At 66.7% G+C, this 22,066-nt stretch carries 21 protein-coding genes; 16 read left to right on the forward strand and 5 right to left on the reverse strand.

All coding sequences use genetic code 11. From position 1 onward, the window contains the following. Nucleotides 1-417, forward strand: a complete 417-nt coding sequence (locus tag M1247_RS14160; RefSeq protein ID WP_317156980.1) for a cupin domain-containing protein — start codon at nt 1-3, stop codon at nt 415-417. A gap of 13 nt (nt 418-430) precedes the next feature. Further along, nucleotides 431-1,207: a short-chain dehydrogenase/reductase gene (locus tag M1247_RS14165; RefSeq protein ID WP_317156981.1), complete on the forward strand. Its 777-nt coding sequence runs from the start codon at nt 431-433 to the stop codon at nt 1,205-1,207. 18 nt (nt 1,208-1,225) lie between these two features. Here M1247_RS14165 and M1247_RS14170 read toward each other — a convergent pair whose 3' ends face one another. Next, nucleotides 1,226-1,924 (reverse strand): IclR family transcriptional regulator, encoded by a 699-nt coding sequence (locus M1247_RS14170; protein WP_317157034.1) that lies wholly within the window; start codon nt 1,922-1,924, stop codon nt 1,226-1,228. A gap of 318 nt (nt 1,925-2,242) precedes the next feature. Here M1247_RS14170 and M1247_RS14175 point away from each other — a divergent pair, with 318 nt between their 5' ends. From M1247_RS14175 to M1247_RS14185, 3 genes are all read left to right on the forward strand, one after another. Continuing rightward, nucleotides 2,243-4,171 carry a flavin-containing monooxygenase gene (locus M1247_RS14175; protein WP_317156982.1) on the forward strand — a complete coding sequence of 643 codons (1,929 nt, stop codon included), beginning with the start codon at nt 2,243-2,245 and terminating at the stop codon, nt 4,169-4,171. A 2-nt stretch (nt 4,172-4,173) separates the two neighbouring features. Further along, nucleotides 4,174-5,199 carry an alcohol dehydrogenase catalytic domain-containing protein gene (locus tag M1247_RS14180; protein WP_317157035.1) on the forward strand — a complete coding sequence of 342 codons (1,026 nt, stop codon included), beginning with the start codon at nt 4,174-4,176 and terminating at the stop codon, nt 5,197-5,199. 189 nt (nt 5,200-5,388) lie between these two features. Then, nucleotides 5,389-7,428 (forward strand): MFS transporter, encoded by a 2,040-nt coding sequence (locus tag M1247_RS14185; protein ID WP_317156983.1) that lies wholly within the window; start codon nt 5,389-5,391, stop codon nt 7,426-7,428. On the opposite strand, the gene M1247_RS14190 is transcribed toward M1247_RS14185, so the two are convergent. Genes M1247_RS14190 through M1247_RS14205 form a run of 4 tightly spaced genes read right to left on the reverse strand, consistent with a single transcriptional unit; the run spans nt 7,418 to nt 12,402 of the window. Then, a complete protein-coding gene (locus M1247_RS14190; protein ID WP_317156984.1) occupies nt 7,418-8,767 on the reverse strand; it encodes an APC family permease in 1,350 nt (449 codons plus the stop codon). The genes M1247_RS14185 and M1247_RS14190 overlap by 11 nt on opposite strands. Nucleotides 8,768-8,778: 11 nt before the next feature. Further along, nucleotides 8,779-10,404, reverse strand: a complete 1,626-nt coding sequence (locus M1247_RS14195) for an amidohydrolase (protein WP_317156985.1) — start codon at nt 10,402-10,404, stop codon at nt 8,779-8,781. Beyond that, complete coding sequence (locus tag M1247_RS14200; RefSeq protein WP_317156986.1) at nt 10,391-11,422, reverse strand: agmatine deiminase family protein; 1,032 nt, start codon at nt 11,420-11,422, stop codon at nt 10,391-10,393. Before M1247_RS14200 ends, M1247_RS14195 begins: the two co-directional genes overlap by 14 nt. Then, nucleotides 11,419-12,402 (reverse strand): nitrilase-related carbon-nitrogen hydrolase, encoded by a 984-nt coding sequence (locus M1247_RS14205; protein ID WP_317156987.1) that lies wholly within the window; start codon nt 12,400-12,402, stop codon nt 11,419-11,421. The genes M1247_RS14200 and M1247_RS14205 overlap by 4 nt, the downstream gene beginning before the upstream one ends. A gap of 81 nt (nt 12,403-12,483) precedes the next feature. Here M1247_RS14205 and M1247_RS14210 point away from each other — a divergent pair, with 81 nt between their 5' ends. The 11 genes from M1247_RS14210 (at nt 12,484) to M1247_RS14260 (ending at nt 21,938) form a co-directional block, all read left to right on the forward strand. Continuing rightward, nucleotides 12,484-13,086, forward strand: a complete 603-nt coding sequence (locus M1247_RS14210; protein WP_317156988.1) for a TetR/AcrR family transcriptional regulator — start codon at nt 12,484-12,486, stop codon at nt 13,084-13,086. A 9-nt stretch (nt 13,087-13,095) separates the two neighbouring features. Continuing rightward, on the forward strand, nt 13,096-13,800 hold the full coding sequence (locus tag M1247_RS14215; protein ID WP_317156989.1) for a maleylpyruvate isomerase family mycothiol-dependent enzyme: 705 nt from the start codon (nt 13,096-13,098) through the stop codon (nt 13,798-13,800). A 38-nt stretch (nt 13,801-13,838) separates the two neighbouring features. Beyond that, nucleotides 13,839-14,789, forward strand: coding sequence for an ABC transporter substrate-binding protein (locus tag M1247_RS14220; protein ID WP_317156990.1), 951 nt, complete (start codon nt 13,839-13,841; stop codon nt 14,787-14,789). Nucleotides 14,790-14,817: 28 nt separating this feature from the next. Beyond that, entirely contained in the window at nt 14,818-15,501 is a 684-nt protein-coding gene (locus tag M1247_RS14225) for a queuosine precursor transporter (protein ID WP_317156991.1), read from the forward strand. A 74-nt stretch (nt 15,502-15,575) separates the two neighbouring features. Beyond that, nucleotides 15,576-16,250, forward strand: coding sequence for a 5-oxoprolinase subunit B family protein (locus tag M1247_RS14230; RefSeq protein ID WP_317156992.1), 675 nt, complete (start codon nt 15,576-15,578; stop codon nt 16,248-16,250). A gap of 9 nt (nt 16,251-16,259) precedes the next feature. Then, entirely contained in the window at nt 16,260-17,141 is an 882-nt protein-coding gene (locus M1247_RS14235; protein ID WP_317156993.1) for a 5-oxoprolinase/urea amidolyase family protein, read from the forward strand. Nucleotides 17,142-17,180: 39 nt separating this feature from the next. Then, on the forward strand, nt 17,181-17,756 hold the full coding sequence (locus tag M1247_RS14240) for a GNAT family N-acetyltransferase (protein ID WP_317156994.1): 576 nt from the start codon (nt 17,181-17,183) through the stop codon (nt 17,754-17,756). 15 nt (nt 17,757-17,771) lie between these two features. Then, the gene (locus M1247_RS14245; protein WP_410506869.1) at nt 17,772-18,536 is read left to right on the forward strand and encodes a class I SAM-dependent methyltransferase; all 765 of its coding nucleotides are present in this window, start codon (nt 17,772-17,774) and stop codon (nt 18,534-18,536) included. 102 nt (nt 18,537-18,638) lie between these two features. After that, nucleotides 18,639-20,054: a nitrate/nitrite transporter gene (locus tag M1247_RS14250; protein ID WP_410506870.1), complete on the forward strand. Its 1,416-nt coding sequence runs from the start codon at nt 18,639-18,641 to the stop codon at nt 20,052-20,054. Nucleotides 20,055-20,088: 34 nt separating this feature from the next. Beyond that, nucleotides 20,089-21,237: a uroporphyrinogen-III synthase gene (locus M1247_RS14255; protein ID WP_317156996.1), complete on the forward strand. Its 1,149-nt coding sequence runs from the start codon at nt 20,089-20,091 to the stop codon at nt 21,235-21,237. Continuing rightward, nucleotides 21,237-21,938 (forward strand): sirohydrochlorin chelatase, encoded by a 702-nt coding sequence (locus tag M1247_RS14260; protein ID WP_317156997.1) that lies wholly within the window; start codon nt 21,237-21,239, stop codon nt 21,936-21,938. The genes M1247_RS14255 and M1247_RS14260 overlap by 1 nt, the downstream gene beginning before the upstream one ends. Nucleotides 21,939-22,066 lie beyond the last annotated feature (128 nt).

Here is a 22,066-nt window from a genome sequence, read left to right on the forward strand (position 1 = left end):
ATGACCGATGACCGCACCCGCGAGGCTCCAAAAGCGATGCAGCCCAGAGTGATTGCGCTCGACGATGCCGAGGAGATCCCCGGCCGTCGCTCGTTTCTCCAGTACTTCGACCTGGGCATCGCCGAGGCGAGCAAGGGGCTGATCAGTACACAGCTCACGAAGATTCGTGGCGGGATGAGCGATCAGACCGGCTGGCACTACCACGACTGCGACTTCCAGTGGCTCCTGGTCACGAAGGGGTGGCTGGAACTGCAATTCGAGAACGGCGATACGCATCGGATCCACGAGAATGCATTGTGTTTCATCCCGGGCGGTTATCGCCACAACGAGACAGCCACGTCGGAGGATTTGGAGTTCATCGAGATCTTCATGCCACCCAAGCCTCCGACCTTCGCCGTCGATTCACCGCTGCCCTGATACGAAGCCGAACATGGACCTTCAATTCACCGATACCGACTCGGTACTCATCACCGGCGGCTCCCGCGGGATAGGCGCTGCCGCAGCGCATGCGTTCGCCGCAGAGGGCGTTCGACGGATTCACATCGTGGGACGGGACAAGGACGTCCTCGCGGAACTGAGCGACGACGTCGACGCGGACGTGATCTGCCACGCCCTCGACCTTTCCGAACCGGACGACCGGGTCCAGTTGGCCGACACCCTCGGCGACGTCGACATCCTCATCAACAACGCAGGCGCCATTCCGCAAGGCGGTCTGGAAGGCGCGGATCTCACTGCCTGGCAACGTGCCTGGGATCTCAAGTTATGGGGCTATCTCGAACTGACGCAGATGGCGCTGAGGTCGATGAGTGCCCGCGGGTCGGGAGTCATCGTCAACGTGATCGGCCTGTCCGGCGAGCGGCCGGACGCCGGCTACCTCGCCGGGTCGATGGCGAATTCAGCGTTGATGACGTTCACCCGTTCAGTCGGGGCATACTCGCTCGATCAGGGTGTCCGGATCGTCGGCGTCAATCCCGGGCCGGTGCACACCGATCGACTGCGCGCCGCACTGGAGGTCCGCGCGCGCTCGGAGTTCGGCGACCCGGCGCGCTGGCCCGAGTTCATCGAGCACTACCCGGGGCAACGCATGGCGCAGGCGGAGGAAGTCGCCGACGTCATCACGTTCCTGGCTTCGCGGCGCAGCGGCTACACCAGCGGATCCATCGTCACCCTCGACGGCGGAATGGCGTGGCGGGGGCGAGCCCTCTGACGCCGAGGGCGCGGGCCATTACCCGTTGAGTTCCCATCGTCGACGGTGCTCGGTCAGCAGCGCGACCAATTCGTCGCGCTGCCCACGGATGTCGTCGTGCGGACCCACCACGCTCACCGCTGCGACGGTCCGACCGCCCTCGCGGACCGCGACCGCGACGCCGTCGGCGACTTCCGAAATGCGCGGAGCAGCACACACTCCGGTTTCCTGGATGATCTCCAGTTCGGTCAGGAATCGCTCGCGATTCTTCTCGTCTTCGGCGGAGAGGCTGTTCAGGTAACTCCACAGGTCACGTTGGGCGAGTCCGGCCAGCAGAACCCATCCGCTCGACGTTCTGATAAGTGACCGCCGCACGAGGTTCTTGGCGAGGTAGTCGTAACGCGGTGTGGAAGAACAGCTGTCGACGTAGAAGACTCCTTGGCCGACCACGACCGACAGCAGCGTGGTCAACCCGGCCTCGGCGTGGACGGCTTCGAGTTCGCGGTGCCCGACCTGCGTGACGAGATGCCTGCCGGCCATCAGGTTCAGCAGATACGGGGCACCGCCCAGACGGTACCGCCGGTCGTACTCGTCGAGGTACCCTGCGGCGACGAGGCCATTCGCCAGGCCCTGAAGCGAACTCAGCGGGGAGTCGAGTTGACGGGCCATCTCGGTCAAGGTCAGACCGTCGTGGTTGCGTGCGGCCAGTTCCAAGATCCCCGCAACACGATCGATCATCCGGTGGCGCTTCCGCACCGGGGAACCTTGGCCTTGCCCCGGGGATGGTTCTGCATCCATGACTGCATGTGTACCACACGCTACCCATTTGCGTAACAACGTACCTATTTATGCGTCTGGCGAGGTCCACTGCGGCGAGGCTAATAGGGAATCCTCGCCCCGACCCATGAGGTCATGAATTCTCACTTTCATGTCCAGTTGGACATCCGGTGGACATTTCACTTGAGAATTGGACATAAAACTTGAGAAGCCACAACATCAGCAGGGATGCATCACCACCCTTGTCCCATAACGCTACGGCGCGTAGCGTAACTCGCCGTGACGCGAAGCTTCCATGTCGGCCAGCCGTTCACCATGTCCGATTCCGAGATCGCGGCGGCATTGGAGCAGGTCAGCATCCCCACACTGCTGCTCTCGCTGGTGCACATCACCGGCGATCCGCGGTACATCCGGGAGTGCAAGCAGGCCGGCCTGTTCCTCAATGAGGTGCAGGGCTTCATGAATGAAGAGGACAAGGCGCGCGCCCGGGAGGCGGCGCTCCCGGTGATCGTCGACTACCGCGACCGCGGCTGCCCGGTCCCCGATCCGCTGCCCGCTGAGCTGGTCAAGGAAATGCTGGACTGGGCCGCGTGCGAGCCGGTCGATGACGACAACTTGCCGCTGGTTCTGGAAGAGCTTGATCTCGACGGCGTCGACCCCCGCCGGCCCGCCACACTGGACCCCACGGATTTCAGCGTGGTCGTCATCGGCTGCGGGGAATCCGGGGTGCTGGCGGGAGTCCGGCTCAAGCAGGCGGGGATCCCGTTCACGATTGTCGAGAAGAATGCCGGGCCCGGCGGAACCTGGTGGGAGAACAGCTATCCCGGTGCCCGTGTCGATGTGGCCAACCACTTCTACTGTTACAGCTTCGAACCCAGCAACCATTGGGACCACTTCTTCGCCGAGCAACCCGAGCTGCGTCAGTACTTCCGCGACGTCGTGGAGCGCCATGAGCTTGATCCACATATCCGGTGGAACACCGAGGTGGTCTCTGCCGCGTGGGAGGGCGAAAGGTGGAATGTCACTCTCCGCACGGCCGCCGGCACCGAGACCCTGAAAGCCAACGCTGTGATCACCGCGGTCGGTCAGCTCAACCGACCGCAAATCCCGGACTTCCCAGGCGCGGAAACCTTTGAGGGCCCGGCTTTTCACTCCGCGGCGTGGGACCACAGCATAGACGTGACCGGCAAGCGGGTCGCGCTCATCGGCGCGGGCGCCAGCGGCTTCCAGATCGCCCCGGCGATCGCCGATCAGGTTGAGCATCTCACGGTTTTCCAGCGCACCGCGCAATGGATGTTTCCCAACCCGATGTATCACGAGCCCGTGGCCGACGGAGTGCGCTGGGCGATGGAACATCTGCCGTATTACGGCCGCTGGTACCGCTTTCTGCTGATGTGGCCGGGTGCGGACAAGGGCCTCGACGCCGCCCGGGTAGACCCCGACTACAACGACCAGTCCGCCCCCGACCAGAACTACGCGGTCAGCGACATCAACGCCATCGCGCGCATCATGTTCACCGACTGGATCACCACCCAGGTCGGCGACAACCCCGAACTGCTCGCCAAGGTCCTGCCCGACTATCCGGCCACCGGCAAGCGCACGCTGCAGGACAACGGCAGCTGGTTGGGCGCCCTCAAACGCGACAACGTGGACCTGACCCACACCCCGATCGAACGCATCACCCCGACCGGGGTCGTCACGACGGACGGTGAGGCCTACGACGCCGATATCATCGTGTACGCCACCGGTTTCCGAGCCACCGACGTACTGTTCCCGATGACCATCACCGGGCGCGACGGCATCGACCTGCACGACGCCTGGGGGCAGCGCCCGTACGCCTACCGCGGCATCACAGTGCCGGGCTTCCCCAACTTCTTCATGACCTATGGCCCCGGAACACACCTGGCCCACGGCGGCAGCCTGATCCTCAACTCCGAACTCCAGATGCGCTACATCAACCAGTGCCTCGAGCATCTGATCACCGCGGGTGCCAAGACCATGGAGCCACTGCCCGAGCCGACCAAGGAATGGCACCGGCGCTCACAGGAGGCGATCCGCCAAACCGTGTGGGCACAGCCCTCGATCAAACACTCCTATTTCAAGAATGCCGACGGTGAGATACACACCGTCAGCCCGTGGCGACTGAGCGAATACCGTTCCGCCATCAACGAACCCGTCTGGTCAGATTTCATAGTGCAGGAGGCGTGAGTATGCGCGCAGTCGTCGTCGACAGTTCCGGAAAGGTCAACGTCGAAACCCGGCCGGACCCGGTCCTGCCCGGTCCCGACGGAGCAATCGTCAAGGTCGAGGCTGCCTCGATCTGCGGATCGGACCTGCACTTCCTCGAGGGTCACTATCCGATCGCCGACCCCGTCTCGATCGGGCATGAAGCCGTCGGCACGGTCGTCGAAACGGGCTCGGACGTCACCGGATTCACCCCAGGTGACCGGGTCCTGGCGTCCTCGGTGACCGGATGTGGACGCTGCAGCGGCTGCGCGACACACGATCCGATCAAATGTGTGCAGGGCCCACAGATCTTCGGCTCCGGCTTTCTCGGCGGCGCGCAGGCCGAACTGCTGGCGGTGCCTGCGGCGGACTTTCAACTCCTCGCGATGCCGGAGAACATCGACACCGAACAGGCACTGCTCCTCACCGACAATCTCGCGACCGGCTGGGCGGCGGCCAAACGCGCCGACATCCCCATCGGCGGGACGGTGGCGGTGATCGGCCTCGGTGCGGTCGGCATGTGTGCGCTGCGTAGCGCGCTGACTCTGGGTGCGGCAACGATTTTCGCGGTAGACCCCGTCGATGCCAGGCGGGCGCGGGCCGAGAAGTGGGGGGCCGTAGGCATCACTGCCCCGTCGGCGCAGGCGATCCGCGAGGCGACCGACGGTTTGGGAGCCGACGCGGTGATCGACGCGGTCGGCACGGACACGTCGATCAACGACGCGCTCGACGCCGTCCGCACCGGGGGCACCGTCTCTATCGTCGGCGTACACGACCTGCAGCCCTACCCGCTACCCGCGCTGGCCTGCCTGTTGCGCAGCCTCACGATCCGGATGACCACCGCACCCGTTCAACAAACCTGGCCCGAATTGATCCCACTGCTCCAGGCCGGCCGGCTTGACGTGGATGGGATCTTCACCGACACAATGTCATTGGACAACGCTGCTGAAGGGTATGCGGCTGCGATGTCACGATCGGGAGAGCATCTCAAGATCCGGCTCAACCCGTAGCGTTTCCTGTACATGCGCTGTGAGTTTCCTGAAAGGCTCACTGCACGTGAGCAATCGGCCCATACATCGCATCGCGCCATCACGCAAACTATCGTGACGGTGCCCACGGCTGGAATAGAACCGGTGCCGCGGATAGTTTCACGGACACGTGCCTCAACCACACCTGACTGACAACGACGGGCGGGGCTGATGCGCCAGGGCCCGCTCGCCGGACGCTATCCCGCAGTGGCCGCCATGGTCACCCTCGCTCTGATTCCCTACCTGGCACTTTCTGCCGCGATCGACCCCTTGGTGCCGATCATCTCGGAGCAACTCAACATCTCGGCCCAGACCATGAGCCTGAGCTCAGGTCTGGGTAACGCGGCGTATGCCGTGGGCACGGTGCTGGCGGTCCAGTTCGCCCAACATCTGCCGCAACGCAGGATGATGCTCGGCTACGCAGTCGTGCTCGTCGTGGGTTCGGTGCTCGCGGCGTCGGCGCAGAACGGGACGATGTTCGTCTGCGGCCATGTACTGCAGGGGCTGTCCACCAGCATGCTGCTGATCGCTGCCGCTCCCCCGTTGACGATCGGTTTCCCCAGGGACAAGCTTCGCCACACGGCCGTGATCATGAACATGTGCGTGTTCGGGGCAGTTGCGCTCGGCCCGTTCGTCGGTGGCGTGCAGGCCGAATCCCATGCGTGGCGGCCGTTGTTCTGGATCGTTTCGGGGATCGCGCTGGTAGCTCTGGTGATGGCCGCCCTGACGTTCGAGGACGCGCCACCGGCTGATCTCGATGCGCCGCGTGATCTGACCGCGATCGGTTTGGCAGCGGCCGGCTGTGCAGCGGCTTTCATCGGCGCCTCACAACTCACGACCCATGGTTTCGATGACCCGTTGGTGACGGTGCCGATGCTGGGCGGCCTGGCCCTGATCGTGGTTCTGATCGTCTACCAGTTCAGGGCCCGTCGCCCGTTGCTGACCATCCGGACGATGCTGACCAGCTCGATCCCGGTGGCCGGCGTCGGCGTCGCCCTGTTCGCCGCGGCCGCCTCCGTCGCAGCCACCGCATTGACCGCCGAGGTCTTCATGCAGACCTACAGCCCCGTGCATGTCGGACTGCTGTATCTGCCCGAACTCGGCGGCGCGATCATCATGGCCTTCGTCTTCGGACACGTCATCTCCAGGCGTTCGATGCACTACCTGCCACTGGTGGGCATGGGGCTGCTCGCGGCCGGGATCGTGGTGTTCCGGCTGGCCATCCCCGCCAACCAGCCACTGGCGCTGCTCGCCGCCGCACTGACCGGACTTGCGTTGGGTGCCACCGTGGCACCGGCACTGTTCGTCGCGGGCTTCTCACTGCAGTCCAACAGCCTCCAACGCGTCTTCGCGATCATCGAGTTGCTGCGCGCGGTCGCCGCGTTCATGGTGGCGCCGATCTTCGCTCATTTCGCGGCGACGGCGTCAGGCGGTCTCACGAAGGGCACCGGCGACGCCCTGTGGATCGGGTTCGGCCTGTCCATCGGCGGCGCGATCTTCGGCGTGGCCATCTATGCGCTCAGCGGAGCCCGCCCCCAGCGACCTGACCTCGACCGGTTCCTCGACGGCGAATCCCCCGCCTGGTACTCGCCGCCGCTGCTGGCCAGGCTCCGTCCAGGCTTACCCACACCGGCTGCTCCAGATGAACGCACCATTCCATCCGAACACGTCCAGGGGTCCGCGATGACCGGCCCGGTGCTGTTCGCCTACGACGGAACCCAGCGTGCCGCGGCCGCCATCGAGCGAGCCTCTGTCGAGCTGCCGGCGCGGCGTGACGCGTTGGTGGTGTGCGTGTGGCAGCCCGTTGACGTTGGCTTCACGCCCATCGGGCCCGAGCATTTCGACGCCGATCAGGCCACCGAAGTTCGGCGGGCCGCCGAGCGGACAGCGGCCCACGGGGCATCGCTTGCGGAAGCGGCCGGTTTCGCGGCGCGCAGTGTCGCCGTCGAGGCGGCCCCCACCTGGAAGGGCATCGTCGAGACCGCGCACCAGCACAATGCGAGCTTGATCGTCATCGCCCCGCACCGACGCAGCGGACTGCTGGGACATCTGGAGGGCAGCGTGGCGGCCGCGGTCGTCGCTCACTCGTCGGGCCCGGTGCTCGTCGTCCCCGAGCTGGACGCACGTTCGCTATGCGCTGAGGGTGCTGGTTACTCGGACATTCACGCCCTGGACGCAGAGTCGATGGGGCGCAGGGCGACTACTCCTTGATCTCCAACACCGGGGTGGGCCGCTGAAATCCGCGGGTCACCCCGAGAAGCCAGACGAACCCGATTGCCAGCCAGCACAATCCGATGATCAATGCGAGACCGGACAGGCTCGTCCACAGCCACACGGTCAACGCGAAACCGATGAATGGCAGCACCAGGTTGTTGATGACGGCCGCCCCACTACGCTCGCGCATATCGGTGTAGTAGTGCTTGATGACGGACAGGTTGACGGCCGAGAAGGCCACCAGGGCACCGAAACTGATCACCGACGCCAACGTGGCGAGGTCGATGACGATCGCGAGCAGTGACACCACCGAGACCACGAGAATCGCGTTGACCGGGGTGAGGAACCTGCGCGAAATCTGACCGAACACAGGCCGCGGCAGGATGCCGTCACGGCCCATGGCATAGAGGATGCGAGCCACCGAGGCCTGTGAGGTGATCGCGGAGCCGGACGCTCCTGCGACGTAGGCCGCGGTGAAGAACACCACCAGGAACTGGCCGCCGGCGGTGGTCATCACGTCCAGCGCACCGGAGTCGACATTGGCGAACACGTTGGACGGGTACACCAGCTGGGCCAGGTAGGACAGCGCGATGAAGATCAGGCCGGACGCCAATGTCGCGATCATAATCGCCTGCGGCACTGCCTTCTTCGGATTGTTGGCCTCTTCCGACAGCGTGGACACCGCATCGAATCCGAGGAACGACAGGCACAGGATCGCGGCACCGGCGAAGACCGGGGTAGCGCCGGGCGCGGCGCCGTCACCGCTGAACGGGGCCAGCAGATCTACCGAGCCGCTGCCCGACAACGTCGCGATGGACAGCGCGATGAAGACCAGGATGAAGATGGCCTGGGCGGCGATGATGACGAAGTTGGCGCGAGCCACCGACACGATGCCGACGATGTTGAGCACGGTCACCACGGCGATCGCGACCACGACGAACACCCAGGCTGGAATGGCAGGCAGCGCCTCCTGCAGATAGATGCCGATCACCAGGTAGTTGATCATCGGCAGGAACAGGTAGTCCAGCAACAGCGACCAACCCGCGAGGAAACCGACCGGGGCGCCGAAAGACTTCTGCGCATAGGTGTAGGCCGAACCTGCCACCGGGAAGGCCGCCGACATCCGTGCATAGGACCGGGCGGTGAACACCATCGCCACCAACGTGACCAGGTATGCCAACGGCACCCTGCCGCCGGTCGTCTCGGTGACGATGCCGTAGGTGGTGAACACCGTGAGCGGCACCATGTACACCAGCCCGAACAACACCAGGGACGGTAACCCCAGGACGCGTCGAAGGTGGCTGCCGGCTTCCACTTCGGGGGTAGCTGAGGCCATTGAGGTTCCTTTCACCTCTCGGTCGAATAGACCGTGCGTCCTTGCAGATACGTAGCGCGGATCCCCAGTGTCGGGAGCTCCAACGGCGGCGTGGTGCGAGGATCGCAATCCAACCACACCAGATCGGCGCTCGCACCGCGAGCGATTCGGCCCCAATTCGCCTCGGCAAATGCCTGATACGCCACCGCGCCGGTGTAGGAGGCCAGCGCGGGCTCGATCGGCAGGATCTCCTGCGGTGTCCACCCGCCCGCCGGTTCCCCGTCAGTTGTGCACCGCGACACCGCCACGGCGATGCCGTCCAGCGGAGCACCGGAGGACACCGGCCAATCCGAGCCGAACGCCAACGCCGCACCGGAATTCTCAAGACTGCGCATCCGGTACTGGCGATCGGAACGCTGCGCGCCGAGGCGGGGAATGGTCAGCACCGTCATCAACGCATCCATCTGTGCCCACAACGGTTGCATGTTCGGGATGACCCCGAGGGTGGCGAACCGGCCGATGTCGGTGTCGTCGACCAACTGCGCGTGCGCGATGACCGGCCGCCGGTCCCGCGGACCATTGTGCCGCGCAACATATTCGATCGCATCAAGCGCTTGGCGCACCGCGGCGTCACCGATCGCGTGGATGTGAATCTGCATGCCCAGCTCATCGACCCGGCGGGCGGCCTCGGCCAGCGAATCGCCCTCCCACAACGTCATGCCGTGGCTGTGCAGGCCCGAACAATACGGCGCCAGCAGCGCACCGGTCTCGTTTTCCACCACACCGTCGGCGAAGAACTTCACGGTCTGTGCTGTCAGCAGGGGCGATGCGGCCCCATCCACCTTGGCCTTGGCAGCCGCGTATTGCGTTATCTGCGTATCGAAATGACGTGGATCGGCATAGAACGCCAGGTTGAACCGCATTCGCAGGGCACCGGTGGTGGCTGCGGCGACGTAGGTGTCGACGTCGGCCGGCTCTACCCAGGCATCTTGAACCCATGTCACACCGCGGGCGAGGTAGTAGTCGGCGGCGGTGTCCAGCGCCGCGATCCGCACCGCTTCGTCGCGGGCGGGCATGACGGCGGTGATCAGGTCGGTGGCACCCCACTCCCGCAACGTCCCCAGTGGGGAGCCGTCGGCGCGACGCGGAATCTCTCCCAACGCCGGTTCAGGTGTGTCCGCGGTGATGCCGGCCCGCTGCAGTGCGGCGGAGTTGACCCAGAGCGTGTGGTAATCCCACGCCCTCAGCACCACCGGCCGGTCCGGTACGGCGGCATCGAGCCACCGTGCGTCGAACAGCCCTTCAGGGGCCAGGCTGCCGTCATACGAGGCCCCGACGATCCACTCCTCGTCGGGATGGGACTCGGCGAATTCCTTGACGGCCAGCACGATTTCGTCGACCGATGTACACGGCCGCACGGCCGGCCCCGCCGCTTCCAGGCCCCCGTACAGCGGATGTGCGTGGCCGTCGCCGAATGACGGCATCAGGAAGCCGCCCTCCAGATCGACCTGCTCATCGGCGCCCCGGGTGCGGGCGTCGTCGCCGATGGCCTGCACCACGCCGTCGGCGACCAGCAGCGCATCGGTCGTCTGCATCCCGGTCCAGATCACCCCACCGTGAAACAGCGTCGACACGGTCGGGACATTACGCGCGGGCATGCAGGCTCCGTGGAGTTATCGGGGATGGCTGCTGCTGGGTGATGCAGTGGATGCCGCCGCCCCGCTCGAACAGCGGCCGGGCGTCGACGGTGACCACGGCGCGGCCGGGGTATTGCTCGGCCAGGATCGCCGCGGCATCGGCGTCGCGCGGATCATCGAACGCGCACGCGATCACCCCGCCGTTGACCACCAGATGATTGATGTAGCTGTAGTCGACATAGCCTTCGTCGTCGGTCAGGGTGGCCGGCGCAGGCATCTCGACGATCTCGAAACTACCGTCGAGCACCGTTCGAATCTCCTTGCACACGAGGTGGTCCGGATGCGCTTCGGCGGTCTGGGTGTGTAGCAGCAGCCGGCCCGGCGCAGTGACCGCCGCGACGATGTCGACGTGGCCGCGGGTGCCGAACCGTTGCGAGTCGCGGGTCAGCCCGCGTGGCAGCCACACCACGTCGGTGGCGCCGATGGTGCGTGCCAGCTCGGCCTCGACGTCGGCCTTCGTGATCCCCGGGTTCCGCCCGGGGTCCAGTTGTACGGTCTCGGTGACCAATACGGTGCCCTGGCCGTCGACCTGAATGCCGCCGCCCTCGTTGACCAGGCCGGACTCGATGACCGGAACACCGGCCAGCCCGGCGACCGTGGCCCCGATCTTCTCGTCGCGGTCCCACCGGGCCCAGTCCTGGGCGCCCCACCCGTTGAAGGTCCAGTCCACCGCGGCCACCGACCCGTCGGCGGCATGCACGAAAGTGGGTCCGATGTCCCGCATCCAGGCATCGTTGAGCGGCGCCTCCACGATCTCGATGTCCTGGGAGACATACCGATTGGCGAAGTCGAGTTCGGCCGGGTCGACGAGCATGGTCACCGGTTCGAACTGCGCCACGGCGTGCGCGACGGCCGCCCAGGTCGACCGGGCCTCGTGGCGCGCCGATTCGGTGTCGCCGAGCGAATATCCCGCGCTGGGAAACGCCATCCATACCCGGTCCTGCGGGCTCCCCTCGGCGGGCATGACATAGCCGCTCATTTGACGACGGCCGTCGCCGCGTGGCCGGCGCCGTACGGGCGCGCGGGATCGACCGGAGCGGTCAACTGCGCATAACTCTCGGGCCGACGGGTGAGCAGGAACGGGAACAGTTCCAGCCAATCGCGACGCTGATCGAGATCGAGGTCGGCGACCAGCACGGCCTCCTCGTCGCGCGGTGCCGCCACCAGTACCCGGCCGTAGGGATCCGAGATGAACGAAGACCCGTAGAACGACACCGTGCCCTCGTCGCCGGTGCGGTTGGGCACGATCATGAACAGGCCGCTGTTGATGCCGTTGGCCACGATCACCTTCTGCCACAGCGGCTGGGTGTCGAAGGACGGGAACACGGGCTCCGAGCCGATGGCGGTCGGGTAGACCACGATCTCCGCGCCGCCGAGCGAATAGTTGCGCGCCACCTCGGGGAACCACTCGTCCCAACACGTCGGCAGGCCGACGCGGGCGCCGAGGCCCTCGGGGGCGTATACGGGATACGGATCGCCGTCGGCGGGCCCGGGACGGAAGTAGGTGTCCTCGTAGTATCCGGCCGAGATCGGGATGTGCATCTTGCGGGTCCGCCCGACCAGCTCACCCGACGGTGACACCAGGATCGCGGTGTTGTAGCCCAGACCATCTGCCGCCGGGGCCTTTTCGTACATCGAGGCGTGGACGAAGATCCCGTTCGCCCTGGCGGCTTCGGCGGCCAGTGCGAACGTCGGTCCGCCGGTCAGATCCTCGGCCCCGTCACCGGGATTCGCGCCGGCCGGGGTGTCGGCCGGGTAGCGCAGCAGGGTGATCTCGGGCAGGAACACCGCGGTGGCACCCGCGCCCGCGGCGCGGTCGATGCCGTCGCGCAGCACCTTGGCCAGCTCGTCGGCCTCGGCCCGCCAGCGGTGTTGCACCAGGCCGACCCGCAGCGGTGGCCGGTGCGACGCGGTGCTGCGCGACAGCGGTTCGGCGGCGGTGGCGGTCAGGGTGATCATCTGAACTCCTAAAACGAATGTGTTTCGTTTATTGTGTGATGCGGACCACCGTGTTGTAAAGAGGGAATCGAAGGGGGCGATATGGGACGGCCACCGGTGCCGCTGCTGTCCACCGACCGGATCGCGGCTGCGGCCATGGACCTGATCGGCGTGACCGGCGGCTTCACGATTCCGGAGCTGGCCCGCAAGCTCAGGGTCAGCCCGTCGTCGCTGTACAACCACGTATCCGGGCGCGATCACATCGTCGAGCTGCTTCGCGAAAAGGCGATGTCGGAGGTCGATCTGCCCGACGTCAGCACCGACCGCCCGTGGGCGGAGGTCGTCGCCGACATCATGCGGTCCTACCGACGCAGCTATGCCCGCTATCCGCGCCTGATCCCGCTGCTCACCGCGCACGCCGTCAACAGCGGCCAGGCCTTCACGATGTACAACGGCCTGGCCGTCACCCTGACCCGCGCGGGTTTCACCCCCGCCGACACCTTGCGCATCATCACCCTCATCGACAACTACGTCCTCGGCTCGGCACTGGACCTCGCCGCGCCCGACGCCCCCTGGGACACCGGTGGCGACGTCGGCCCGGAACTGGCCGCGGCGCTGGCCACCGGGGCTCCCGGACCCGCGCGGGCCGACGATGCGTTCGAGTTCGGGCTCACCGTCCTGCTGCGCGGGCTCACCGGTCCGTAATCTGCACGGGTGGACGACGACACCCTCCTCGGCCAACTCCAGGCCGATCTGATCGCCATCCAAGCGGTCGCCCTTGCCGAAGATGCCGACCTCACGCGGCCGTTGTCGACGTGCCCCGGATGGAGCATCGGCGACCTGCTTGCCCACCTGTGGACCATCCAGACCTGGGTGCGCGATTTGCTGCGCACCCGCGAGTACGCCGACGAACAAGAACCACACCCCGACCCCGTGCGCGCCGTCGCCGATTTCATCGACGGTATCCCCGACTACCTGACCGCGATGCGGGCCATCACCGCCGATGAACCGTGCTGGAATTTCGGACCGCCACCACGGCTGGCCGGGTTCTGGATCCGGCGCCAGGCCCACGAGCACGCCGTGCACCGCGTGGATGTCGAAGCGGCACTGGGCAGCCCATCAATGGACTTCACACCGGCGTTCGCAGCCGATGGCGTCGACGAGATCCTGTCGATGTTCTATCCGCGCCAGGTCAGGAGGAACCGCGTCGAACCCGTCACCGAGGCGGTGCAGTTCCGCGCAGGCGATACCGGCCAGACCTGGACGCTGGGCGAGGGCGACCCCGTGGCCATCGTGACCGCACCCGCCAACGACCTCTACCTCGGTCTGTGGAAACGCCGTGAACTGCTGCAGGTTTGCCAGGTCGACGGCGACCACGCCGCGGTCCGATCGGCGCTGACACGCGCATTCGCCCCGTAGTCACCGCAAACACCCCGCCGTGCGGTTAGTCTGGCTAAGTGCCCACTACCGTGTCCCGGCGTGGATTTCTGGCGATGACCGCGGGTATGGCGCTGGTCGCCGCGTGTAGCACGGACAAACCCGGCGAAGTCGCCGACGACGGCTCGGTGACGATTCCCCACGCGTTCGGTGAGACGAAGATCCCCGGCCCGCCGACGCGGGTGGTGAGCGCGGGCTTCACCGAACAGGATGACCTGCTGGCGGTGGGGGTCGTGCCGATCGCCGTCACCGATTGGTTCGGTGGTGAACCGTTCGCGATATGGCCGTGGGCGCAGCCGAAACTCGCCGGAGCGCAACCCACCGTGCTGAGCCTGGCCGACGGGATCCAGGTCGACCAGATCGCCGCGCTCAAGCCGGATCTGATCGTCGCCACCAACGCCGGCCTCGACGCCGACACCTACGCCAAGCTTTCCGCGATCGCTCCGACGATTGCGCAGTCCGGGCGTAGCGCCTTCTTCGAACCATGGAAAGACCAGGCCACCGCGATCGGCCAGGCGGTGTTCAAGAACCAGGAGATGACGGGCCTGATCTCCGGGGTGGAAGAGAAGTTCAAGGCAGTGGCCACCGATAACCCGCAGTTCGCCGGGAAGTCGGCGCTGCTGCTGTCGGGCACGTTGTTCCGCGACAGCGTCCAGGCCAGGTCGGGATGGCGCACCGAGTTCCTGACCCAACTCGGCTTCACCGTCCCCGAGGTGCAGGCACAGATTCCGCGCGACGAGATGGCCGACACCCTCGACGCCGCCGATGTGCTCATCTGGACCACCGAGAGCGATCAGGAACGCGACGCGCTGCTGGCCGATCCGACCATCGCACAACTGCGGGCGACCACCGGGCGGCGCAACGTGTTCACCACCAAGGAACTGGCCGGCGCCATCGCCTTCGCGTCGCCGCTGTCCTACCCGCTGGTGGCCGATCAGCTGCCACCGCTGCTGGCCCGCGCATTGGCCTGACACCGGGCCCGCCTGACAACATGTCCGGGTGACCAGCGCCCAGGAGCAAGAGCATCGCGGAACCGCGACCATCGGCTCGGCCTACTATCCGACACTCGTCGCGGTGTTCACGGCCTTGATCATCATTTCCAATGTCACCGCCACCAAGGGCGTCGCGTTCGGCCCCATCATCACCGACGGCGGATTCATCGTCTTCCCGCTCACCTACGTCATCGGCGATGTGCTCTCCGAGGTGTACGGATTCAAGGCCGCCCGCCGCGCCATCTTCCTCGGTTTCGCGATGAACATCCTTGCCGCGTTCGTGTTCTGGGTGACCATCTACCTGCCTGCGGCCGATTTCTACGCCAACCAGGAGCACTTCGAGAACGTCGTGCACGCCTACACCCAGCTGATCGTCGCAGGACTGGCCGGGTTCATCGTCGGACAGACCATCAACGCCTGGGCCGTGGTGGCCATCAAGCAACGGACCAAGGAAAAGCACCTTTGGGCACGTCTGGTCGGGTCCACCTTCGCCGGCCAGCTGGGCGACACCCTGGTCTTCTGCAGCATCGCGGCCAGTGCGATCGGTATCAGCACGTTCGGTGACTTCGTCACCTACACCGCGCTGGGCTGGATCTACAAGACCGCGATCGAGGTCGTCATGCTGCCCATCACCTACCGCGTCATCGGCTTCATCAAACGCCGCGAGCCCACATATCAGGTCGCCGTGTGAGGCTTCGGTAAGGCTCCTCTGGCAAGGCTCGTAGAGCGGCAGCATTCTTAGCTACTCACGGGTAGGTTCGGGTCATGAGGGTGGCTACAGAAGTGATGGACGCGATGGGTCCCGGGCTGACACCGGGCGCCATTCGCGAATATGGCGATCAGGCGCTGCTGCTCGAGTTCGACAGCACCGCCGAGGTTCTGGCGTGGACCGACGCGCTGCGCGCGGCAGATCTGCTCGGAGTGGTCGACCTCGTCCCCGCGTCGCGCACGATCCTGGTCAAGCTGGCCGGACCACGGTATCTGGCCCCGACCCGGCAGCGGCTGGGCAAGGTGAGTGCCCCGAGCGCGGCCGTTGCCGCGACTCCCGCTGCGCCGCAGATCGACGTGACCGTCGACGTCGTCTATGACGGCCCCGATCTGCACGAGGTCGCAGCACTGACCGGTCTGACGCCAGCGCAGGTGATCGCAGCGCACACCGGCACCCCGTGGCGGGTCGGATTCGGTGGCTTCGCGCCGGGTTTCGCCTATCTCGTCGACGGCGACGCCCGACTGCAGGTACCGCGCCGCGCCGAACCACGCACCAGCGTGCCTGCCGGCGCCGTCGGACTGGCCGGTGAGTTCAGCGGTATCTACCCGCGACAGTCGCCAGGTGGCTGGCAGCTGATCGGGCACACCGACACCGTGTTGTTCGACGTCCACCGCGACACACCAGCACTACTCACCCCCGGCATGTGGGTGCAGTTCCGGGCCATCGGTTAGGAGAAGATCATGACCGCACTGGAGGTACTGCGGACCGGCCCGCTGGCCCTGGTCGAAGACCTCGGCCGCCCCGGCATGGCTCACCTCGGCGTCACCCGTTCCGGTGCCGCCGACCGCCGGTCACACGCCCTGGCCAACCGGCTGGTCGCCAACCCCGGTGAGCGCGCCACCGTCGAGGTGACGTTCGGCGGCTTCTCCGCCCGGGTGCACGGCGAGGACGTGGCGATCGCCGTCACCGGCGCCGACACCAACCCCGCCGTCAACGGGGTTCCCTTCGGCACCAACAGTATCCAGTATGTGCACGACGGCGAGGTGATATCGCTGGGCGCCCCTGACGCCGGGTTGCGCAGCTATCTGGCGGTGCGCGGCGGCATCAACGTGGACCCCGTGCTGGGCTCACGCAGCTACGACGTGATGTCGGCGATCGGCCCGTCGCCACTGCAACCGGGCGACATACTCCCCGTCGGTGAACACACCGGCGACTTCCCCGAGTTGGAGCAGGCTCCGGTGGCGGCCATCGCCGATGAGGTGCTGGAGCTGCAGGTGGTGCCGGGACCGCGCGACGACTGGTTCGTCGACCCCGATGTGCTGATCCGCACCAACTGGCTGGTCACCAACCGCAGTGACCGCGTGGGTATGCGGCTGGTCGGGATGCCGCTGGACTACCGGTGGCCGGACCGCCAATTGCCCAGCGAAGGGGCCACCCGGGGCGCAATTCAGATACCGCCCAACGGCTTTCCGGTGATCCTCGGCCCCGACCATCCGGTCACCGGCGGTTATCCCGTGATCGGCGTCATCACCGACGAGGACATCGACAAACTGGGCCAGGTACGGCCCGGGCAGACGGTACGGCTGCACTGGGCGCATCCCCGCAAGCCGTTCGACAACTAGGGCGAGACATCCGCGCGCAGCGCTGGTAGAACAAGGGTTGTGTCCTCCCCGAGTAGCTATGCTCCTCACGTCGGCGGGGTCTTGCACACCGCCCGCCTGGTCCATACCGCTGATCTCGACTTCGAGACCCGTGAGGGTGCTCGCGAGATGGTCATCGACGCCTTCGACGGCGATTTCACCGATGCCGACTGGGAACATTCGCTCGGCGGCATGCATGCGCTGATCTGTCACCACGGCGCCCTGATCGCGCACGGTGCGGTGGTCCAGCGCCGGCTGCTCTACCGTGACACCGCGCTGCGCTGCGGCTATCTGGAGGGCGTGGCGGTCCGTGAGGATTGCCGCGGTCAAGGTCTTGGCACCGCAATCATGGATGCACTCGAACAGGTGCTGCGTGGCGCCTATCAACTCGGTGCGTTGAGCGCGTCCGAGGAGGGGCGGCACATGTACATCGCCCGCGGGTGGCTGCCGTGGCAGGGACCGACGTCGGTCCTGCAGCCCACCGGCCTGACGCGTACGCCCGACGATGATCGTTCACTGTTCGTCCTGCCGATCAGCCTCGAGTTGGACACCACCGCCGAAGTCGCCTGCGACTGGCGCGACGGCGACGTCTGGTAACCGTCCCCGCGTACGTTGGATGGCGTGAGCACGCCACAATCACCGTTACGCCCCGACCCGGAGTCGTTCGACAAGCTCTACCGCGGTGAGCCCGCGGGCATCCCGTGGGATGTGCACCAGGCTCAGCCGCGGTTGATGGAACTTGAAGCGCTGGGCGGCATCTCGGGCGAGGTACTCGACATCGGGTGCGGCCTCGGCGACAACGCCATCTTCCTGGCCTCCTGCGGCCACTCCGTGACCGGCCTCGACGGTTCGGCCGCGGCGATCGAACATGCCCACAACCGGGCCGCTGCCGCCGGGGTACAGGTCACCTTCGGGGTCGCCGACGCGACCGACCTGAGCGGGTACACAGCACAATTCGACACCGTCGTCGACAGCGCGCTGTACCACTGCCTCGACGACGAGGGGCGCCGCACGTACGCCTCAGCTCTCTACCGCGCGACGCGTCCCGGCGCACGCTGGCATCTGTACTGCTTCTCCGATGACAACATCAACGGCGTCGTCGCGCCCATGGGGGCGGTGCCGGAGGCCAACATCCGCGACACCCTCACCGCAGCGGGTTGGCGGATCGACTTCCTCGGACCCACCACGTATCTGGGCAACGCCGAAGCGTTCCGCGGCAAAGACTCGCTACCGCAGCAACTGGTCGATCAATTGCCTCCCGAGGCGCTGGAACAGATGCAGAACGTGGCCGCCCGGTTCGAGCGGATCGGCGACCTGCTCGACGACGGCCGGGTACATCTTCCGTTCACCGTGGTGCACGCGCACCGCGTCGACTGACTGCAGGCCCTCACACGTCCGTAGCCGCCACCGTGAGCGGAAGTTCACGGCCGGGTCACCGCAGGCAGCGTCGGAGCAATAAACGCTTCCTAGCGTGCTGGCATGCCGATTCTGTTGCCGTCGCGTCGCATCACCGACTGGGATCCTGAAGACACCGTGGCCTGGGAGGCCGGAAACAAGAACATCGCCCGTCGAAACCTGATCTGGTCGGTGGTCGCCGAACACATCGGATTCTCCATCTGGTCGATCTGGTCGGTGATGGTGCTGTTCATGCCGGAGGCCGTCTACGGCTTCTCCGCCGGGGACAAGTTCCTCCTCGGCGCCACCGCCACCCTCGTCGGCGCCTGCCTACGTATCCCCTACACGCTGGCCACCGCGACGTTCGGCGGCCGCAACTGGACGGTGTTCTCCGCGTTGGTGCTGCTGATCCCGACCATCGGCACCATGGCGCTGCTGGCCAACCCGGGACTGCCGCTGTGGCCGTACCTGGTGTGCGCGGCGCTGGCGGGTTTCGGCGGTGGCAACTTCGCTTCGTCGATGACCAACATCAACGCGTTCTACCCGCAACGACTCAAGGGATGGGCGCTCGGCCTCAACGCCGGTGGCGGCAACATCGGTGTGCCTGCGATCCAGCTCGTGGGCCTGCTCGTCATCGCCACCGCGGGTAACCGCTCCCCGTACTGGGTATGCGCGATCTATCTGGTCGCACTGGCGGTGGCCGGGATCGGCGCCGCGCTGTACATGGACAACCTCGAACAGCACAGGATCGACCTGGGTGCGATGAGAGCGATTCTGTCCGAACGCGACACGTGGGTGATCTCCCTGCTCTACATCGGCACGTTCGGGTCGTTCATCGGGTTCGCGTTCGCCTTCGGCCAGGTGTTGCAGATCAACTTCGCCGCCGCGGGCCAGACGCCGTCGGAAGCCTCGCTGCACGCCGCGCAGATCGCGTTCATCGGTCCCCTGCTGGGCTCGCTGTCACGGGTCTACGGCGGCAAGCTGGCCGACCGGATCGGCGGTGGCCGCGTCACGCTGGCGGTGTTCGCCGGCATGATTCTGGCGGCCGGGATCCTGGTCGGGATCAGCGTGTTCGACGATCACAGCGCGGGCGCCGCCACCAGCCTGATGATGGCGGGCTATGTCGTCGGATTCATCGCGTTGTTCCTGCTCAGCGGCTTGGGAAACGGCTCGGTCTACAAGATGATCCCGTCCATCTTCGAGGCCCGCAGCCACTCACTCGAACTCAGCGAGACGCAGCGGCAGCAGTGGTCGCTGTCGATGTCGGGCGCCCTGATCGGGTTCGCCGGGGCGATCGGCGCACTCGGCGGTGTCGGCATCAACATGGCACTGCGCCAGTCCTACCTGTCCAGCGGTTCGGCCAGCGCGGCGTTCTGGATCTTCCTGGCCTTCTACGTGCTGGCCTCGGTCCTCACCTGGTTCCGGTACGTCCGGCGCCCGGGTGGGACGCAGGCCACCGCGAGCCGCTCGGACCGACACGCTTCAGCAATGGCCGGGTAATCATTTGGAAACACGGCCTCTCTACACAGGACATATGCGTGACCCCGACTGGGCGCCGCTCACCGGATTCCGGGTGGCGGTGACCTCCGCCCGACGTGCAGACGAACTGAGTGCGCTGCTGCGCAGGCGGGGCGCCACGGTGGCCAGCGCGCCCGCGATCGTCATGGTTCCGCTGCCCGACGATGATGAACTGCGCGCCCACACCGAGGCGCTGATCGCTGCGCCACCGGACATCGTGGTGGCCACCACCGGCATCGGGTTCCGCGGCTGGATCGCCGCCGCGGACGGCTGGGGCCTGGCCGGTGCGCTGACCGACGCGCTGAGCACCGCCCGGGTGGTATCCCGGGGACCGAAGGCCACCGGGGCGCTGCGGGCGGGCGGCCTGCCCGAGGAGTGGTCACCGGAGTCCGAGTCCTCGCGCGAGGTCCTCGGCTACCTGCTCGAGCAGGGCATCGCCGGGCAGCGCATCGCCGTGCAACTGCACGGCGCCACCGACGAATGGGACCCGTTCCCCGAATTCGTCGACGAACTCCGCGCGGCGGGCGCCGAGGTGGTGCCGATCCGCGTTTACCGCTGGCATCCCGCGCCGCACGACGGCGAGTTCGACCAACTGGTCGCCGACATCGCCGACCGGCGCTTCGACGCGGTCAGCTTCACCTCGGCGCCCGCGGTGGCATCCGTGCTGATGCGGGCCACCGAGTTGGGTATCGCCGACCGGGTGCTGTCCGCGCTGCGCACCGATGTGCACGCGATGTGTGTCGGGCCGGTGACCGCCCGGCCACTGGTGCGGCTCGGCGTACCGACATCGTCGCCGGAACGGATGCGGCTGGGCGCTCTGGCCCGCCACATCACCGACGAACTGCCGTTGCTGCAGGCCCGCACGGTTCGGGTGGCCGGTCATGTGCTGGAGATCCGCGGCACCTGCGTGGTGGTCGACGGTGTCGTCAAGTCGTTGTCACCGGCAGGCATGGCCACCATTCGCGCGCTGTCGAACCGGCCCGGCGCGGTGGTATCCCGGTTCGACCTGCTCGGTGCGCTGCCGGGTGGTGGAACCGATACCCATGCCGTGGAGACCGCTGTGCTGCGGCTGCGAACTGCCCTGGGCGACAAGAACATCGTGTCGACCGTGGTCAAACGGGGCTACCGGTTGGCGGTCGACGACCCTGAGCTGGCCCGGATCTGATGAGTCTCGTCCTGGTAGCGCACGGCACCCGCAAGGCAGGCGGCGTCGCGATGATCGGCGATCTCGCCGACCGTGTTGCGGCGAGATTGGGCCGCGCCGTGCATGTCTCGTTCGTCGATGTGCTCGGTCCCTCGCCCAGCGAGGTGCTCGCGGGACTCCCTGCGGACCGGCCCGTTGTGCTGGTGCCGGCATTTCTGGCCGGCGGCTATCACGTTCGCGTCGACGTGCCCGCCCAGGTGGCCGCCAGCGGACACCCTGCTGTCACGGTCACGCAGCCACTGGGACCGTGCCACGGAACGGTGCGGGTACTCGCCGATCGGCTCGTCGAATCCGGTTGGCGCCCCGGCGATTCAGTGATACTCGCGGCGGCAGGAACATCAGATCCCCGGGCCCTGTCCGACGTACGACGCACCGCAGCGCTGCTGTCAGCGGTGACCGGCGATCGCGTGGAACCGGCCTATGCCGCGACCTGCACGCCTACCGTCGCCGATGCCGTCGCCGCCCAGCGCCACCGAGGCCGCGGCCGCCGCCGCATAGCTGTGGCGTCCTATCTTCTCGCCGACGGACTCTTCCAGGATCGGCTGCGTGACACCGATGCCGACATCGTCAGCGAACCTCTGGGTCCCCACCCAGGCATGGACCGGCTGATTGCCAGCCGCTTCCGCCGGGCGGGCGTGCTGAGCCTGCCGGTTGCGGCGTGAAGCCAGCGCCCGCGCCAAGTGTGGTGTGGCCAACAGAACCAGCGTGAGCGCCGCGCCACCGGCACCGACCGACAGCGCCGCAGCCCGCCTCGCGCCGACCAACTCCGCGCACTGCGCGGCGTAGTCAC

Origin of the sequence: Mycobacterium appelbergii, assembly GCF_032883035.1 — a bacterium.
Lineage (GTDB): Bacteria > Actinomycetota > Actinomycetes > Mycobacteriales > Mycobacteriaceae > Mycobacterium > Mycobacterium appelbergii.

What these genes read in the sequence shown, in the direction of transcription:
- M1247_RS14160 (WP_317156980.1), top strand. Translation starts at nt 1, where the DNA reads ATGACCGATGACCGCACCCGCGAGGCTCCAAAAGCGATGCAGCCCAGA.
- M1247_RS14165 (WP_317156981.1), top strand. Translation starts at nt 431, where the DNA reads ATGGACCTTCAATTCACCGATACCGACTCGGTACTCATCACCGGCGGC.
- M1247_RS14170 (WP_317157034.1), bottom strand. Translation starts at nt 1,924, where the DNA reads ATGATCGATCGTGTTGCGGGGATCTTGGAACTGGCCGCACGCAACCAC.
- M1247_RS14180 (WP_317157035.1), top strand. Translation starts at nt 4,174, where the DNA reads ATGCGCGCAGTCGTCGTCGACAGTTCCGGAAAGGTCAACGTCGAAACC.
- M1247_RS14185 (WP_317156983.1), top strand. Translation starts at nt 5,389, where the DNA reads ATGCGCCAGGGCCCGCTCGCCGGACGCTATCCCGCAGTGGCCGCCATG.
- M1247_RS14190 (WP_317156984.1), bottom strand. Translation starts at nt 8,767, where the DNA reads ATGGCCTCAGCTACCCCCGAAGTGGAAGCCGGCAGCCACCTTCGACGC.
- M1247_RS14195 (WP_317156985.1), bottom strand. Translation starts at nt 10,404, where the DNA reads ATGCCCGCGCGTAATGTCCCGACCGTGTCGACGCTGTTTCACGGTGGG.
- M1247_RS14200 (WP_317156986.1), bottom strand. Translation starts at nt 11,422, where the DNA reads ATGAGCGGCTATGTCATGCCCGCCGAGGGGAGCCCGCAGGACCGGGTA.
- M1247_RS14205 (WP_317156987.1), bottom strand. Translation starts at nt 12,402, where the DNA reads ATGATCACCCTGACCGCCACCGCCGCCGAACCGCTGTCGCGCAGCACC.
- M1247_RS14210 (WP_317156988.1), top strand. Translation starts at nt 12,484, where the DNA reads ATGGGACGGCCACCGGTGCCGCTGCTGTCCACCGACCGGATCGCGGCT.
- M1247_RS14230 (WP_317156992.1), top strand. Translation starts at nt 15,576, where the DNA reads ATGAGGGTGGCTACAGAAGTGATGGACGCGATGGGTCCCGGGCTGACA.
- M1247_RS14235 (WP_317156993.1), top strand. Translation starts at nt 16,260, where the DNA reads ATGACCGCACTGGAGGTACTGCGGACCGGCCCGCTGGCCCTGGTCGAA.
- M1247_RS14250 (WP_410506870.1), top strand. Translation starts at nt 18,639, where the DNA reads ATGCCGATTCTGTTGCCGTCGCGTCGCATCACCGACTGGGATCCTGAA.
- M1247_RS14255 (WP_317156996.1), top strand. Translation starts at nt 20,089, where the DNA reads ATGCGTGACCCCGACTGGGCGCCGCTCACCGGATTCCGGGTGGCGGTG.
- M1247_RS14260 (WP_317156997.1), top strand. Translation starts at nt 21,237, where the DNA reads ATGAGTCTCGTCCTGGTAGCGCACGGCACCCGCAAGGCAGGCGGCGTC.